We start from the raw sequence: 16,919 nt of genomic DNA, 5'->3' as shown, positions 1-16,919 counted from the left end.
ATCATGAAAAAAGTATTCACCGGTAAAGACGTTGAAGCGCTGCTGGCCAGCGGCAAAGGCCTGTGCGCCATCCCCGACAACGCCGTCCTGACCCCCTCCGCCAAGGACGCCATCCGCGAAGCCAAAAAGAGCGGCAAGGCCAAGGGGCGCGCACCGAGCGCAGCACCCGCGTCGAAGGTCGAGCCCGTCGTGCCGGACTACGAATTTAAGTGGAAGCCCGGCGCCGATCCCGTGGGCTACGAGGCGATCCAAGCTTACTTCAACTCGCCGGAACTGCGCGTGATCAAAGAGCGCATCTGCGACATGGGCCGCCGCATCTGGGCGAAGAATTACTGCGATGGCAACGGCGGCAACATCACCGTCCGCGTGGGGGACAACCTCGTGCTCTGCACGCCGACTTTGATCTCCAAGGGCTTTGTCGACGTGGAAGACATTTGCATGGTCGACCTTGATGGCAACCAGGTCGCCGGTTCGCGCAAGCGCACGTCGGAGGTTAACACGCACCTGGCGATCATGAAGGCTACGTCCGATGCCAAGAGCTGCGTGCACGCGCACCCGATTCACGCAACCGCGTTTGCGATTGCCGGCGTCGCGCCTCCCACCTGCCTCATCCCTGAGCCCGAAGTGTTCTTGGGCGAGATCGCGCTGGCCCGCTACGAGACGCCGGGCACGCCCGAGAACGCCAAGGCCGTTGGCGAGCTGGCCCCGCAGCACCAGTCCATCATCATGCAAAACCACGGTGTTATCACCTGGGGCAAGGACGTCGAAGACGCCTACTGGAAGATGGAAAACACTGAGGCCTACTGTAACACCATTTACATCGCTTCGCAGCTCGGTCACGGGCTCAACACCTACGGCGGCAACAAGCTGAAGGAGCTGATCGCGATTCGTCGCCAGTTGGGTATGCCGGACCGCCGCGAGGACATGAAGGAGTGCGAGCTTTGCGACAACTCCGAGTTCCGCCCCGGTGTGGTCTGCTCGATGCCGTCGGCCCCTGCCGCCAAGCCCTCCGGTGACGACGCCGAAGCGCTGGTGCAAAAGGTGACCGACATGATTTTACAACAACTGAACGGCTAGATCGGGGAAAAGGACTTTTCCTTTTCCTTTAATCACTTCCTTCAGATGAAAGCCGCGGTCATCGGTGGAGCCGGGTTACTCGGAAGCGCCGTGGTCGCGGCCTTTTTAGAGCGCGGTCTCTTTCGCGAACTCACGTTGCTCGATGCACAAGGCCAGCTGGCCGAAGCGGAGATACAAGACTTGCGGGAGTCGTTCTTGGAAGGAAACGTTGTTATTCACTCAGCAACGCAAATTAACTTTGCATCGCAAAGTGATTTGATTGTTTTCGCAGGAGGCTTTGCATCGCAAAGTAAGGAGCCGCGCATCGATCTTGCGCGCCGCTACCTGCGCCATTTCTGCTGGCAACTGGGGCAGCTCAAGCAGGCAGGGGTGAAGCAGGACGCCGTAATCCTGATTGCGGCCGAGCCGGCGGAGCTCTTAACCGCGATGGCGGTCAGTTATCTAGGGCTGCCGCCAGAGCGCGTCATTGGTATGGGCACGGTCGTCGATGCGCGGCGTTTACGCGTTGGTTTATCGCAGGCGTTGTCAGTGAGTTTGGAGCAGGTCTCGATTAACGCGATTGGCGTGCGAGGCGAGGGGATGGTTCCCTTGTGGTCCGGCGCAAAAGTTGCAGGTGAATCGATCAGCGCACTCAAGCCCTGGGAGCACAATTGGCAGCACGCCGTGGAACAACGCGCGCGCACGGCTGACACCGCGATCGCGATGGGCAAGGGGGGCGCCTACCGGGCCAACGCCGCTGCGGTGGCCGAAGTCGCCACGGCGATTGTCCACGACACGCAACAAGTTTTGCCGGTGAGTCTGTGCCACGATTTCCGCACGCCGCGCTATGGCCTGCGCAAGACTTGCCTGGCGCTGCCGACGAAAGTGGGTCGGCGAGGAGCTGGCGCGGTGATCGATGTAAAACTCTGGCCGAAGGAAGAAGCCGCGCTACGCCAAGCCGCCCGCCGCGTGCAGAGGGATTTACGCACATTGGCCAGTGAGGCGTAAGCGAGTATGGGGTTGGATTACATCTAGAGCACTTTTCATCTAGATTGGCCGATTCAGGTGGGGTATAGATTGGATGCAGCGCAAGGCGGCTTTGATTGAGCGGGCTGTAAGCCCGTGATTGAAATGCCAACGCCGCGAACTTCCAATCTGTCCCCAAGCCCAAAACCGAGTGCTTTTCCGCGCCAGCGTTGTTGGCTTTTCGCTCACAGGCTTCCAGCCTGCGACGCTCAAGCCGCCTTGCTGAACACGAAAAATCACTGCGGCCTGATCGGCCAATCTAGATGAAAAGTGCTCTAACAACCCTCAGCGATCAGCGAAAAGCCACCTGTGTTTTTCGTGAAAATCCACTGGTGTTTTCTGTCGCAACCCACTGGTTGGTTGTGTCGGAACCCTTAGGTGTTTTGTGTTGGAAAACACTGGTTGGTTGTGTCGCAAAACACTGGGGCATTTCAGCAGAAAACACCAGTGGGTTTTGTCAGTTTGCCCCTGTGGATTCTGGCAGTTTGCCCCAGTGGGTTTTGACAGAAAACACTGGTGGGTTTGTTGAAAAGGTGGAGCCCGGTGTCCCTACCGGGCTTGCTATTGCCTCTCGGGAAAACCTTTAGGATGGAACAAGCCCGGTAGGGACACCGGGCTCCACCTTTGCCGGATAACATTTTTAATTCCCGGACGCTCCCTAGGCTTGCACTGTAGGCCGTTTGCTTAAGAGAACTGGCATCGATGAGTGATTATTACACCCGCTTTGGCGGCATAGGCCGACTTTACGGCGCCGCAAATCTGGAGAAGCTGCGCACGCTGCACACCTGTGTCGTGGGCGTGGGCGGCGTGGGCTCGTGGACCGTGGAAGCCCTGGCGCGCACCGGCATTGGGCAAATCACGCTCATCGACCTGGACGACGTTTGCCTGAGCAACGTCAACCGCCAACTGCCCGCGATGGATGGCGAGGTCGGCAAGCTGAAGATCGACGTGCTCGCTGACCGCGCGCGCCGCATCAACCCGGAGTGCCAGATCAATTGCGAGGCGACTTTTTTCACCGACGGCACTTGTGACAAGTTGCTCAGCCAGGGCTACGATGTGGTGGTGGACGCCATAGACGCCGTGGCCAACAAGTGCCGCCTGATCGCCGAGTGCCGCCAGCGCGGCATCCCGCTGGTCACCGTTGGCGGGGCCGGTGGGCGCAAGAATCCCGCACTCGTCAAGGTGGAGGACTTGTCGCGCACGATTGGCGACCCCCTGCTGGCCAAGGTGCGCAAGCAACTGCGCCGCGATCATGATTTCCCGCGCGAGCGCCGGTGGAAGTTCAAGGTGCCGTGTGTGTATTCCGACGAGCCGCCGGTCTTCCCCTGGGGCGATGGCACGGTCTGCGCGACGAAGGAGGAGGGCGCGTCCCTGCGGCTCAACTGCGATCAAGGCTTCGGCACGGCGAGTTTTGTGACAGGCACGATGGGCTTCATCGCGGCCTCAGTGGCGATAGATTTAGTTGTGGCCAGCGAGAAATAGGTTCAAATGGGAACATTGCTGGGGTGAATTGCCTATTTTCGCTAGGTTTTTTATTTAATTAATGGCTGGTTAAGATATGAGTCTTGAGTTGTGGCGGACAGTAGGTTTTACTTTCATATTATCTAATTGCCCCTGAGTCATGCCGATTATCCAACCACAGTCCCCCAAGGCACAGCGCGAAATGCTTCGTCGCGGTTCGAAGGGTATGGTGTATGCGGATCGCGGGAACATCAGCCGGGCGGCTCCAGCCGTGCAGGAAATGATGCGGCAGGAGCGTCGTGAAATGCGCAAGCGAATGGTAGCGAAAGGGATTACCGTTGCCGCTGTCCTCGTGGTTGTGATATCGATAGCTGGCTTTTTTCTCAACAAAACGGCTGAGGCAAGTTGGGATGTAATGACCGGCGCCAAGACTCCGGTCGCGACCAGCCAGCAACCAACATTGATGATGGTGGAGGCTCCTGAGTCCGAGGATCCACGCGTTACCGATATTGATTTCGCTGGCACTTCGGAAGAGTTTTTAGATCGCGCTAAAGTGAATGGCGTAAGGTTCGGTGGTAAGCGCACGCGCGCAATCATCAACGGTTCCATTTACCACGTTGGCGATGTTGTTGCGCCGGAAATTGGCTTGGTTTTTGTCGGGCACGATCCCGATGGAGAATACCTGCTCTTCCGCGACTCAGATAGCCGGACTGTTTTCCTGAAGGTGAAGAACGAGGCCTAGTGTCTGTTCGAAAATGCAAAAAAGCTATTTCAAAAGGTGGAGCCCGGTAGGGACACCGGGCACCACCTGTTCGAACAGTCTCTAGCTTGTGTTGTCATTTTAAGCAGCACTGACAGGTTTCGCGTTGTCCAAATTGCAAACCTGACTAGTGACTGCCCGAATGGTCCGATTACTGTTCCTGCGAGAAGGTGAAAAGTAACAAGTTACTGGGTTCGTGTGACGACATGTGGGACTGCTTACCTGACTCGGCGCTTAGTTGAATGAGTTGTTTTTTCAGGGCCTCTGTTTCGGCATCTTGGAGCCCAAGGCGTTGGTTGAGCGTTTCTTCCAGTGATTGGTAATTCGCTTCGAGCTGATTGAGCTTCTTTTGAATTTGGGTATTTGCCGCGCGAAGACTAGCGTTGTCGTTGCCAAGCGAGGCCAGCAAAGATTGTTGGTTTTTGATATGCGCGCCTGGCAGACCGATGATGGCATTTACTTTACCTTCGCCTTGTCCATCGTGGGCTTCCCAGGCGCATCCGATGACGTTGGTCATATCAGTCAGTTGGAGGCTGTCGGGCGTTACGGCGATGGCTGTGCCGTCCTCCTGCCCGGAGGGGATTAGGTAATCCCCGATGTCGACCTTGCCGATGACGCGCACATCCACTTGACCCAAAAAGGCCGTGATGACGGAGTCGCCATTCGATTCGCCCCCCTTGGGCATGTTGCCGACGACGATGGGGTTGGACGATGCGACCATAATCCAGTCGGCGCCCTTGGTTTTATGGGTCACTTTGCCACCGAACACTCCCAGCACATCGGCGGGTTGGATTTCTTCGGAGATATCCTGTTTCGGTAGGTATTCCGCGTAGTCAGCCGCGCCGCTTCGGAATTGTAGACTTGGGCTGAGGTTCATCATGATTCCACCAACATAAGAATCATTTCTCGTATAACAGCTCAGGAAATTGGCGCTGTTATGTTGATTCTCCGACTGCAAAGCCAGGACATGGGCGTCAGAGAAACTACCAGTACTGTTCGTATTGCGAATCAATGCGATGTGGTTATCCAGATCGGGAGTTATGTCATTGAAGCTTGAACTCAATGACTTTTCCACATGGAAACTGTGGCTTGGGCTGGAGACGCCCACGCCGAGGCGCTTATTCTCCCCATCTAAGACGACGTATTCGAAGGGCGTGAAGTCACTCGAAGCGCCATTGGAATAAAAGGAAATCTTCCCCTCGTTAAAGAGAATCCCATCACTTCTACTTGCAACGTTTGGAGTGTAGCTATTACTCGCGATATCATAAAAGGCGTTGCGGGAGAGATGATATTCTCCTCCGACGCCAGGGTCTTCGGCCGACTGTAGAACCATCTTCACTCTGGAAGAAGAATCGCTAGCTTGAGTCGGATCCAGGATGAGCGCGGGCTCGAAATTCGAATCTCCGTCTTTTACTAGGATGCGGCCCGATACATGCAGCCGCTCTTCGGGATCACTGGTTCCGCCAATTTGCACGCCTCCATAGGACTGGCTGCTTTCGGTGAATTCTTTCAGAAACAGCGCGACATCGGGATTGGTGTTACCGCTTCGCTCATAGTAAAGGCTATCATACTGCATGTCGCCCAGGTCGATGTTAACGATATTGTCGCCTCCCTCAATCAGGCTGAGGCTTTGCCTAAGATCGTATAAAGCCGGAGAAAGATAAATGCTTGAGATCAGCTCGTTGGTTTCGCTGACGTCGACATCACTGCCAAGCTTAGCGGCAGTCACAGCATTATCGGCTATCTTGGCGGTGGTTACAGCATTTGACGCCAACTCAGTTGAGGTCACGGCATTGTCGGCAATTGCCGTAGAGGTTACGGAGTCCTCACCAAGTAATGTCGAACCTAATGCACTCAGATCCACGGTGCTTGTGGAGCCTGCTTCGGTAAGGCTCAAGATTGCATCTGTCAGCGAAAAGTCGGTAACCAACTCGTTGGTGTCGCTGGCGTCGATGTCGCTGGCGAGCTTGGCGGCAGTCACCGATTCATTTTCGAGCTTGTTCGTGCTCACTGAATTGTCCGCTATCTTCGCTGTTGTTACGGCGCTATTGGCGATTTTCGCAGTGCTCACCGAGCTATCGGCCAGGGCGGCGCCGTCCAGATTGGTGAGTCCAGAGCCATCTGCGGCGATGTTGCCCTCATCATCAATCGTGAGGGCGTCATAATCGTATTTGGGCTTTACGTAGGTGCGCAAATAGAGGTCGGAGTTTGTTCCCAGATTGCTGCGTCCTTGGCTGTATGGATTATTGTTGCTGGATCGCCAGGTAATTTGGTTGATGAATGGGGCATCGAGCGCGAGGGTCAGCACATCGCCTGCTTCGACCGACTGGCTATTGAAAGCTATGCGAACATAGCCGGATTCCCCGAAGTCGACATTGACGGACTTTGAAGCAAGCTGGGTTCCAGTGTCACCTTCGCCTTGATACAACTTGGCATCAATCGAGGCAGGACTTGGTCCGTTAACCAAGTAGGCTTCTATGGCCACGAGATTTCCTTCAGTTCCCACGGTAAAGCTTTGCCAGGTATTACTGACTTGTATTGGTAGGTTTGAAGAGTCTGTCACCTGCTGATCAATTTCTTCCTCGCTTGAAATTCCCTCAACGCGAAAGGCAAAGCCCGAATCGGGAACGAGAATGGATTCGATTTCCGAACCGTTCAGATCCACCGTGCGCGTTGTCCCGGCTTCAGTCAGACTGAGGGTTCCATTCGCGAGTGAGAATTCGGTGATGAGCTCGTTGGCGTCGCTGGCGTCGATATCGCTAGCGAGCTTGGCGGCGGTTACTGAGCCGTCAGCGAGTTTATCGGTGGTGACTGCACTAGTGCCGAGGGCTGCGCTCGATACTGATCCAGCCGCGACGGATGTGGCGACTGCAGCGGTATCGGCTGTCGTGGCGGCGAGGGCAAAGCCAGCTGAGCCGAGTGGCTGATCCGGCGAGAGGAGTTGCGCGCCATTGGCGCCGTCGTCGAACCAAATACGCAGGTAGACGTCTGAAGCGTTGGCAAAAACCGTTGCCGGAATCGACTGCGTCATGTTGGCGTGACTGGTGTCGCCGAGCCGGATAAAGAAACGGCCTTCGCTGACGGCGAGCGTTATGGCGGAGGCCGGCATTGAGCCGGCGCTGCTGGAGCCATCGTGTGACCAATATGTGGTGGCTCCGTTATGATCGACAAGGGCGAAGCGGAAAAATCCGTCGCCAGAGTGTGGGGCGTTATTTACACTGATGAATCCTTGATAGTTCAGGACCTCCGGTGACGCTGCATGGAGCGTGGTAAGGGGCACGACACACACGCAGAGGAGTGTGGCGGCGCATTTCAGGATATTCATGGGTAGGCAAGTTCGAGATTGAATGATAATGAGTCATGTGGATGTTCATTTTATCGTATGTGATTCAAAGCTTGGAAACCACCGTGTCAGGCTGGTTTGTGGGAGCCTTGCTTTGAGAGTCGATAAGCGCTTTCAGCTGGTTTAATTGCTGCTGTAGGCTCTCGGTTGATTGTTGATGCTCCGCCCTCAGTTGATTGAGTTGGCCTTGCATTTCGACGTTCGCTGAGCGGAGGCTGGCGTTGTCGTTTTGAAGTGAAGTGAGTAAGGTTTGCTGATTTTTCCAGTGCGCGTTGGGGAGGCCGATGATCGTATTGATCTTGCCTTCGCCCTGGCCGTCGTGGGCTTCCCAGGCGCAGCCGATGACGCGGGACAGGTCTGCCGCCTTCAGGTGCTCTGGCGTCATGGCGATGGCGGTGCCGTCTTCCTGGCCGGAGGGGATCAGGCAATCGCCCACGGCGACCTCGCCAATGACGCGGACATCCACCTGCCCGAGGAAGGCCGTGATGACGGAGGCGTCGGCGGACTCGCCTTCCTGCGGGATGTTGCCCACGACTATGGGACTGGTCGAGGCGACCATGACCCAATCGGCGCCCTTGGTTTGCTTGCTGACTTTGCCGCCAAAGACCCCCATGACATCGGCGGGCTGAATCGTCTCGGAGGCGTCCCGCTTGGGCAGGTGTTCGGCGTAGTCGGCTGCACTGCTGCTGTAGGTGATGCCAGTGGGACTGTATGTTACGCCGCCGACATAAGCGTTCGAAAGATTGAAAAAGCTCAGGTAGTTCCCATAAAAATTTTCACTTTTGAGGGCTAACACATGACTTTCTGAACTGGACCCCCCGAAGGGGTGCGAGTTCTGAATCAGTGCGACATGGTTTGCTGTGGTGGGCGTTGCACCATAGGCCGCTGCCAGGTTCGCCTTTACGTGAAGCGGATTGGACGGGCTGTCGACGCCGACGCCTAGGTCATCTTCTTCGAACAATGATGAAAGCGCCACGCTCTTGGTCCCGCCCGCGTCCGTTAACTGCAGTGAGCCGCTGCTCTTGGCAAAACCGGTCACCAGCTCATTGGAGTCACTGGAGTCGATATTGGTCAGCCCGGAGCCATCGCCGGAGATGACGCCCTCGACCACCATGCTATTGGCCAAGACAATGGAGCCCGAGGCCGTCCAGTTCAACTTGGGCAAGGTTCGAATGTAGAACTTACTATTGGCATTGTGGCGATAGCTAATGCCCAAGACATCGCCGAGGTCGGTGATCGAGGTATCGAAGGCCCTTGAGGACGAGTCTGCGATGATCGTGCTCCAGTTGCCGAGACCATCAGTCGAGTCGCAGATCGCTAGTTTAAGATCATCAGCGGTATCATCCAGATAGCTAATCGCTGGATAACCATCGATTACCGTCATGGAGCAAAAGCGCCCCACGTCGTTCCCCTCATCCACGATAAAGGTCTGCCAGTTGCCTAGTCCATCGGCTTGATCGTTGATCGCGAACTTTAGAGAGTCACTCCCATCAACGTAGTAACAAATGGCCGGATACCCGTTGACGATTTGCATGGAATTGTATGCACCTGCGCCGCTCGAAGTATCGACGGTTGCGAACGACCATTCGCCTGATCCGTCGGCATTGGCGTTGATGGCGTATTTTAGCGCTGTACTCCCTTTGTCGTAGTAGCTAATTGCGGGCAAGCCGTTGACCTCCAGAATGGAGGGACGTTCGCCTGTGTCGGTTAAATCATCGACGGTGCTGATGGTCCAGTTGGACTGTCCCGTTGGATCGGTGCTGAGGGCAAACTTCAGCGAATTCGCAGTATTATCATGGTAGGCGATGGCCGGATTACCGCCGATCAACGCGAGGGAAGTAGACTGACCAACATCATCGGTGCTATCAACGGTCTTGATATTCCAACCGCTGGTGAAGTCGCTTCCGTCATTGTAGGCAATTTTCAGGTCGCCGCTCGTTATATCATAGTAGCTGATCATCGCCGCGCCGTCGATATCGACTAGCGATGTGTAGTAGCCAGTGTTCTCGCCGACGGGATTATCAACTTGCGCGAATTCCCACGTGCCTGAGGCATCGGCGTTGGTATTGAACGCAAATTTGAGGCTGTCCTCGCCGGGATCGTAGTAACTCACTGCGGCGACTCCTCCGACCAGCGCCAGTGAGCTTGTGACGCCGCTTGCCGTGTCTCCCTCCGGGGTATAAATTGCGAAATTGGTCGTGGCAGTAAACCCAGTTTTGGGGTCGGCGTCCGGCGTCAGCGTCCAGCCGCCAGGCGTTTGCGAGAGTGTCGGCTCACCCGAGAATGATTCGTCATAGGCGAATGCCAGGGTCACGGTTGAGCCATTCAGGCTCAGCGCTCCCTGCGCCAGGTTCCCGCTTTGAGATTCGATATATAAATCTTCTCCGGTGACGCCGCCACCGGAGAGAATATTGTAGCCGGATAGGTCGACGCTCTTGGTCCCGCCGGCGTCGGTTAATTGCAGGGAATCGCCACTGAGTGCAAAGCTGGTCACCAGCTCATTGGTGTCGCTGGTGTCGATGCCGCTATCCAGCTTGGCGATGGTTACGGAGCCGTCGGCGAGTTGGGTGGTGGTCACAGAGGCATCGGCCAAGGCGGCGGTGGAGATGGAGCCCGTGGCGAAGGCGGCGCCGTTGAGATTCGTCAGCCCTGAGCCATCGGCTTGCAACGAATTAACACTCAGCGCCCCGTCGGTATCTAAGGTAAGCAGCTCCGTATACGCTGGTATCACGTAGGTCTGCATCGCAATATCTTCAGTGGGCGAAGTAGAAGCTCTACCACCAGCATATAAGTCAGACGTAGATATTTTTAACAATAATTCGAAGTCATCTGAAGATGACCAAGAAAACCGAATAGTATAGGTATTGCCCTCGATTATATCTATGTCTGGCAAACCGATGGATACAATTTGATCCCTACCGGTACCGTATATTGTCTCGCTGATGTTATCACTAAGCGGAGAATTTAGCCCCTCCCCCTCATAAACTCTGACCTTAAAAGTCCCCGAAGGCGAGGATGTACCTCCCATAGCGGCTTCATCAGTTACAGATGCTTTAATCCTGCTGAGTTTCCCCGTGTAGCCTGCGGTGAAACTTTGCCACAAACCACCGAAGATCCAAGTTACGTCATCATCATTATCATCCAGAAAGTCCTGATCCAGGATTTCCTCGGTACTGGTACTGGCTCCGTTGATTATCAAGCCTGATTCGCCGAAGTTAATCTCAGACAGGTTGAGGGCGCTCAGAGTGAGCCCGTCCAGATCGACGGAGTGCGTGGCGCCGGCTTCGGTCACGCTGAGGACGGCATCGGTGAGGGAGAAGTCGGTGATGATCTCGTTGTCGTCATCGGCGTCGACATCGTCGGCGAGCTTGTCTTTGGTGACGGCGTCGTCGACGATCTTGGCCGTGGTGACGGCGTTGTCTGCCAGTGATACACTCGATATTGATCCAGTCGAGACGGATGTGGCGATCGTAGCGACATTGGCCGTGCTTGCGGTCGTGGCGAGACTGGCGGTCGTAGCAGTCGTAGCGGTCTTGGCGAAGAGGGCGAAGCCGGCTGAGCCGAGTGCTTGATCCGGTGAAAGGAGCTGCGCGCCATTCGTACCGTCGTCGAACCAAACACGCAGGTAGACTTCCGACGCGCTGGCGAAGACCGTCGCCGGGATGGACTCCGTCATGTTGGTGTAACTGGTGTCGCCCAACCGCACGAAGAAGCGGCCTTCGCTGACGGAGAGGGTGATTGGGTTGGTGGGCATTGAGCCAGCGCTACTGGCGCCGTCATTGGACCAATAGGTGGTTGCTCCGGTGCTGTCGACTAGGGCGAAGCGGAAAAGGCCGGGGCCTGAGTGGGGGGCACCATCGACGCTGATGAGACCTTGGTAGTTCAAGACCTCAGGTGGGTCTGCTTGCAGAGGGCTGATGACGAGCAGCAGCGCGGCGACAACGAGTCGCAGCGTATATTGAATCGCTTTTTGTTTCATAGCAGTAAAAGATGGGGCTTTTACACAGGACATTGACTGACAGAGGGGACTGTCAGGTATAGGAGGGACTCGGGTAAGTAGTAGGTGTCCGATTTTGATTGGCGCTAGCGCGGGCGCCGTGCTGACATTTGGACCAGTTACTGGACGATAGCAGGTTCGTCCTATTGCTATGAGAAATGGCGACCGTGTTGACTGAACAGGCAAGTGCTTTACCTCGCAGTGTCGGCGGTCGGTCTATTTCGGTAGAGCATTTATTCGTTATCTATTTGAAGCCGGAAAAATCCCGGCAAGGAGTTATCAGAGAGGAAGAGCGGGTAGTTCAGCATAACCAGCTCGTATTCGCCGTCGCTATCGATTACCGTTACGGCATCGGTGCTGGCGTGCCATGTCTGCAGATCATTACTGAATTCTGCAGTGTAGCTTAGGCCAAGGCTTTCAAAATCGGCCCGGCGTAAAAAGTAGGCCCGAAAATCCACGTTGGAAGATTCGACGCCGTAGTAAATGATAGGCTTGCCACGACTGAGCAGGCCAAGCTCATCGAAGGCTAACTGTTCAGTCGTTGAGAGTGGATCGCCACCAAAGGCGAATTCAAGTATTTGGGTAAGGCTATCGCCATCGGTATTTTGATCAGGGCTATCCGAAACGCCCAAAGTTAAACCATTGTCGATAACCCAGTTGAAATAAGTGGAATTTAATATGATTTCATCGGGGTTGGGTGTCCAGTAGCCGTGTCCCAACACATAGGAATCGCTTCCGCTAATTCCGATGCCGGTGGGGGCGACCTCGGCGTTAATTGAATAGTTGGTGCTCGAAGCCTGGCCTCCGCCAAAGTCAATTGACTCAACTTCCAATGAATACTGCGCAATGCATTGATTAATTCCACCTAGGATCAGGAGTGTGTGACCTATGTAGTTGAAGCGCATGGGGTATTTAGTATGCTAGGATTACGCAATGATCAAGGATTTTTGTTTATAGGTGTAAAATTAATCGCTTAACAAGTAATCTTTTTCAACTGGGCTCTGTGGACGGCGTGGACTGTATTTGATTCGTTTTAAGAGCCTACTTTATTACTTAAATATATGTGGAATAGTGGTTTGTGTAAAATTAATGTAGTATTTATGCGCTCTTGAAGATTGTTCAAAATCAATCCAAGAATGGACGATTTCAAATTTTTACCATCTAAATAAAATTGTTAATTGGCACTATTGATAAGGGTATTTGTGCCCTACGAATCGGCGAGTGCTTATTTGTAGATTTTTTTACAAACAGGCAGTAGGTGAGCTTATCACGGCGTGATGCTCACTTATCTTGCACCAAAAAAACGCTCGAAGTTATCCGCGACCTCTTGGCGGATCGTTTGCTCTGGAAGTCCACGCACAATTGCGGCTGCGCGATAGCTGGCGGAAATGTTGGCGGGGTGCTGGCGCGGTTCACCTTGAGGCGCATGTAGGAATGCGACTTCGCCGCTCAATTGGTAATCACGCCACTCCTCAGGTGGGAGCATGTCGGGGGCATCGGTCTCCAGCAAAAGCCGATCAGCGGGTGTCGCGAGCATCGCTGCACGGAGCTTGGCCTTCCTCTCATGCATGACGTAAGCCGAAAAGCTGAAGTAGCCGCCAAGCTTGGCGAGATCGTGAATCATTTCCGGCGATCCGCCATAGCCATGTAAATGGAAACCACGTTGGGTTAGCACGCTATGTTGTAATATGTCCAGCAGCATGCCCCAGGCTTGCAGACAGTGGATGGAGACAGCGCGGTTTTCTTGCATGGCGATCGCAAGCTGCAACTGGAAAACCTCTTGTTGACGTGGTAGATCGTGATCCTTGATCCAGCGATCCAGTCCGATCTCACCCACGGCAGCATGTGGAAATCGGTTGAGGAAATGCTTCAACTGCTGCAGCCAATCTACGGGAGCGTCATTGACTCTCCAGGGATGCAGGCCAAAGGCGGGGATGACGCGGGGATCGCGCTCGGCGAGATTCGCCACCGCTGGCCAATCGCCCGCGTGTGTGCCGTTGACGACTACACGGGCAATGGGAAGTGCGTCGAGTGTCTGACTGATCTCGTCCCAATCCGTTTGCAGTCTGGCGTCGTGCCAGTGGCAGTGCGCATCGTATAGCGGCAGCTCGCTCATGGTTTCAGTTTGGCCTTGCGTGGCAAAATCGCAAATTCCAAAAAGCGCCGGTAGCCTGCCCAGCCGCGATAAACATAGACCGCGAGCACTGCGCCAAAGATATCTGCGGTCCAGTCGGCCAGATCCATGAAGCGACCGGGCGTCTGACTCTGGTGCAATTCATCGAGCAGGCCAAATACCGAGGTGACGCCGATGGCGAGGACTGCGGCAAGCCCTTGAGGCCAACTCGGCTTAATGAGTCGGTAAATTGAGGTCGCCAGCAAACCAAACACGAGCAGATGGATGATTTTATCGTAGGAAAAAAAGGTGATGGGCAGTGGGGCCGGATTGCCGCCAGATACAATGGTGATCGTCGCCATAAGCCCCACTGGCTGCCACCAGCGGATGCGGCTTTTCCATAGATTGATACGGCGTTGACTGGCGGCGTTGGTGCTCATGATGAAGGTTCCAATAACACTGAGCAGTGTGGTTGCGTCCAGTCGCAAATGGCGTGAGGTTTCCATTGCTAGATGGGTGGTTGCGGCTTACGTTTTCGCCAGTTATGCAAAAAGGCCTTGGCATCCTGCTGATACTCGTGGCCGTCTCGTTGGGGGCGGGCGCGTGGTTCCTGCCGGCTTATTTGGATGCCGTGGCGCCAGTTGTCCTACGTGTGGTGGGCGCTGAAGGCAAGCCAGCGGCATTGGCGGCTGATCGCCTGTTGGTCGAAGGCCAGCTTGGACCCGCCTGGCGCATTAACCAAGCGCTGCAGGCGTTGCCTGGCTCCAATACTGAAGTTGTCTCAAACGAAGGCATGCTCAACGGCCAGATCGAAAGCTTTATCGCGGAGCATCCTGAGGACCGTTTTACCGGCAGCGCGGAAGTTTATGGTCTTCAAGTTCTGGGCATGGCTCCTCGCAAACCCGAGCTGGCGCCCGATGCGGGCCCGATGCCTTTTCAGCAGTTGCTCACACAAAAGGCGAATCGTGATGCACTACGCGCCTTTTTGAATGAATCGCGAAACTTGAACGTGCAACAAATCTTGCAGACTCAGGGGATGACTGGCGTCCGCCATTTTATGCCGGTGGCTTCGGCGGCCGGCGCGCCGTTGGATTCGGCTATCCTGACCACTGGGCTATTGGTGCAGGCGGGCTTCATTGGGCCCGAGTTTGCGCGCGAAATCGCAACCATGGCGCAGCTGTCCCTGAGTGGGGAAGGGGCCGCTGTGGCGCGAATGGAGGCGTTTTACATGTCGATGCTGGGTGCGGGGCAGCGTCTTGACTGGGCGTCATTGGGCGCTTGGGCGCGGATGGCGCGCGATCCGGTTTCCTTCATGCGCGTCACCACACTGTTGCGGCAAAGCGGGGAGCGTGAATCGCTGGTGTTTGGCGTTGTGATGCTGAGCCAGCGTCCTGATTGGCTGGCGGATTACTATGAAACGTTTGGCGACGCCTGCTGGGCAGACTTGGAGCGCGTGTTCCCTTGGGGGGGCGAATCGCTGGAGTATTTGCTCGAACACCAACTCCCCATCTATGACGGGCCAGTCCTTTGGTCGGCGGAGGACGAGATCCCAGCGCACAGCTCGCTGCAAGCGCTGATGCTGTTTTGTGCGAATTTCCGCACGATGGCGGTTGTTTTAAAAGTGTTGCTGTTGTTAGTGGCGGGCATGCTCGCCGCAGCCGGGCTGAAACTGGTCCTGGCGAACCGGGCGGAGGCAACGGCTACAGGCCCTGGGATGGCTTGGATGCAAAACGCAGTCGTCGGCGTTATTTTGCTGCTGATTGTGATTAGTTGGCAGGAGCCACAGTTATTTGCCCAACCCGTAACTGAGCCCGGCGCTCTGTTTTTAGAATTTGAATTACCCGCCACACTTGGCACAGTAGAAGGCGAATCCATGCCCAACGCGTCCATCGATCAACAAACCGTCCTGGTCCTGCTCATCTTTTTCATGGTGCAGCTGGTGATTTACATCGTGTGCTTAATGAAGCTCTCGACGCTCAAGCGCGCTCCCGTGCCAGCGGAGACGCGCATCACGTTGCTCGAGAACGAAGAGCCGCTCTTTGACCTCGGACTCTACGTTGGGTTGTCCGGCACAGTGATCTCCTTGCTTATGTTGGCGATGGGCATTGTGCAGGCAAGCTTGGTGGCAGCCTATGCCTCGACTTTGTTTGGCATTATATTTGTCGCGCTGTTGAAAATTCTCCATGTGCGTCCGCTCAAGCGTAAATTAATTCTCGAAGGGCGTTAGCTCGCTGCTGGTTGGATCGGGGCTTAGGCGCCGCGAGTAAAAGTGTGGCCAGGAGTCGACACGTCAGCAATGCGCGTTAAGTTGATGCCATGCGCGAGCTGTTGTTGATGTTTTTTATTTTGCCGCTGACTCTAATCGCTGAGCAGAAGACTGTAGTAGTCATCCATGGTTTGGCGGCGAGTTCAGGAGTGATGTGGCACGTAGAAGACACGCTGGAGGCCGATGGCTACCGCGTGATCAACATCGACTACCCATCGATGAGTAAGACGCTGGGCATGCTCGCGCAGCATGTCCGCAAGCAGATATCCAGTCAGGCTAGGGTTGATGAGCCGATTGATGTGGTGACCCATTCGATGGGCGGCATCTTGCTGCGCACGATCCAGCATGAGGATCCGCTGCCCAATATTCGTCGTGTGGTGATGATTGCGCCGCCTAATCACGGGAGCGAGGCTTTGGACATTGTGGCGGCGCCATTTTTGGCGAAACTCGCTTTTGGTCCGGCGGGGAGCCAGATGTCCGCAGTGAATGCAGAGCGTTGGAAGGCGTTGGGACCAGCGCCTTTTGAAGTCGGCGTGATCGCTGGCAGCCTTGGCATTGATCCCGTGATTTCGTCCATGATTCCGGGACCAGACGATGGCGTAATTTCGGTCGAGAGCACAAAGCTCGATGGCATGGCTGACTTTGTCGTCATTCACGAATCGCACCCGATGCTGGTCTTTAACGGCGAAGTCATGGAGCAGATGATCGCTTTTCTCGATACCGGCAAATTCCTCTCACCGCAACCGGCGAAGAAAAGTCAATGGGCCGGTAATTGGACTCATCGCCGGTGAGGATTATAGCAAGTTTACCTGATGGAGATTTCCCAAGTCCTAAATCGGAAAATACTCCAGCTTTTTGCAATTCGGCGATTTTGAGACATTTAATATGTAGCGTTAG

The 16,919-nt window shown here is 55.2% G+C and carries 12 protein-coding genes; 7 read left to right on the top strand and 5 right to left on the bottom strand.

The features are described 5' to 3' along the window. The first annotated feature begins 3 nt into the window (after positions 1-3). The 5 genes from RBB63_RS04885 to RBB63_RS04865 all read left to right on the top strand — a co-directional run bounded on the left by RBB63_RS04885 (position 4) and on the right by RBB63_RS04865 (position 4,285). Positions 4-1,077, top strand: coding sequence for a class II aldolase/adducin family protein (locus RBB63_RS04885; RefSeq protein ID WP_309381666.1), 1,074 nt, complete (start codon positions 4-6; stop codon positions 1,075-1,077). Positions 1,078-1,122: 45 nt separating this feature from the next. Further along, positions 1,123-2,064 carry a lactate/malate family dehydrogenase gene (locus tag RBB63_RS04880; protein ID WP_309381664.1) on the top strand — a complete coding sequence of 314 codons (942 nt, stop codon included), beginning with the start codon at positions 1,123-1,125 and terminating at the stop codon, positions 2,062-2,064. 281 nt (positions 2,065-2,345) lie between these two features. Beyond that, positions 2,346-2,669 carry a hypothetical protein gene (locus RBB63_RS04875; protein WP_309381662.1) on the top strand — a complete coding sequence of 108 codons (324 nt, stop codon included), beginning with the start codon at positions 2,346-2,348 and terminating at the stop codon, positions 2,667-2,669. Between the two features lie 115 nt (positions 2,670-2,784). Continuing rightward, positions 2,785-3,564 carry a tRNA threonylcarbamoyladenosine dehydratase gene (locus RBB63_RS04870; RefSeq protein WP_309381660.1) on the top strand — a complete coding sequence of 260 codons (780 nt, stop codon included), beginning with the start codon at positions 2,785-2,787 and terminating at the stop codon, positions 3,562-3,564. A 139-nt stretch (positions 3,565-3,703) separates the two neighbouring features. Continuing rightward, positions 3,704-4,285 (top strand): hypothetical protein, encoded by a 582-nt coding sequence (locus RBB63_RS04865; protein WP_309381658.1) that lies wholly within the window; start codon positions 3,704-3,706, stop codon positions 4,283-4,285. Positions 4,286-4,454: 169 nt separating this feature from the next. Here RBB63_RS04865 and RBB63_RS04860 read toward each other — a convergent pair whose 3' ends face one another. The 5 genes from RBB63_RS04860 to RBB63_RS04840 form a co-directional block, all read right to left on the bottom strand. Beyond that, entirely contained in the window at positions 4,455-7,628 is a 3,174-nt protein-coding gene (locus RBB63_RS04860) for a hypothetical protein (protein ID WP_309381657.1), read from the bottom strand. A 64-nt stretch (positions 7,629-7,692) separates the two neighbouring features. Beyond that, positions 7,693-11,625 carry a hypothetical protein gene (locus RBB63_RS04855; protein ID WP_309381655.1) on the bottom strand — a complete coding sequence of 1,311 codons (3,933 nt, stop codon included), beginning with the start codon at positions 11,623-11,625 and terminating at the stop codon, positions 7,693-7,695. A gap of 251 nt (positions 11,626-11,876) precedes the next feature. Further along, positions 11,877-12,548, bottom strand: coding sequence for a hypothetical protein (locus tag RBB63_RS04850; RefSeq protein ID WP_309381653.1), 672 nt, complete (start codon positions 12,546-12,548; stop codon positions 11,877-11,879). Between the two features lie 380 nt (positions 12,549-12,928). After that, the gene (locus RBB63_RS04845) at positions 12,929-13,759 is read right to left on the bottom strand and encodes a TatD family hydrolase (RefSeq protein WP_309381651.1); all 831 of its coding nucleotides are present in this window, start codon (positions 13,757-13,759) and stop codon (positions 12,929-12,931) included. Beyond that, positions 13,756-14,262 carry a VanZ family protein gene (locus RBB63_RS04840; protein ID WP_309381649.1) on the bottom strand — a complete coding sequence of 169 codons (507 nt, stop codon included), beginning with the start codon at positions 14,260-14,262 and terminating at the stop codon, positions 13,756-13,758. Before RBB63_RS04840 ends, RBB63_RS04845 begins: the two co-directional genes overlap by 4 nt. Positions 14,263-14,300: 38 nt before the next feature. On the opposite strand from RBB63_RS04840, the gene RBB63_RS04835 reads away from it, so the two are divergent. Beyond that, entirely contained in the window at positions 14,301-15,983 is a 1,683-nt protein-coding gene (locus RBB63_RS04835; protein ID WP_309381646.1) for a hypothetical protein, read from the top strand. An 89-nt stretch (positions 15,984-16,072) separates the two neighbouring features. Continuing rightward, positions 16,073-16,813, top strand: coding sequence for an esterase/lipase family protein (locus RBB63_RS04830; protein ID WP_309381644.1), 741 nt, complete (start codon positions 16,073-16,075; stop codon positions 16,811-16,813). Positions 16,814-16,919: the final 106 nt, after the last annotated feature.

The sequence above is a fragment of the Cerasicoccus frondis genome, from assembly GCA_031296915.1.
GTDB lineage: Bacteria > Verrucomicrobiota > Verrucomicrobiia > Opitutales > Cerasicoccaceae > Cerasicoccus > Cerasicoccus frondis.
Note: the sequence above shows the minus strand (reverse complement) of the source record. Positions and strands in the feature narration are given on the sequence as shown.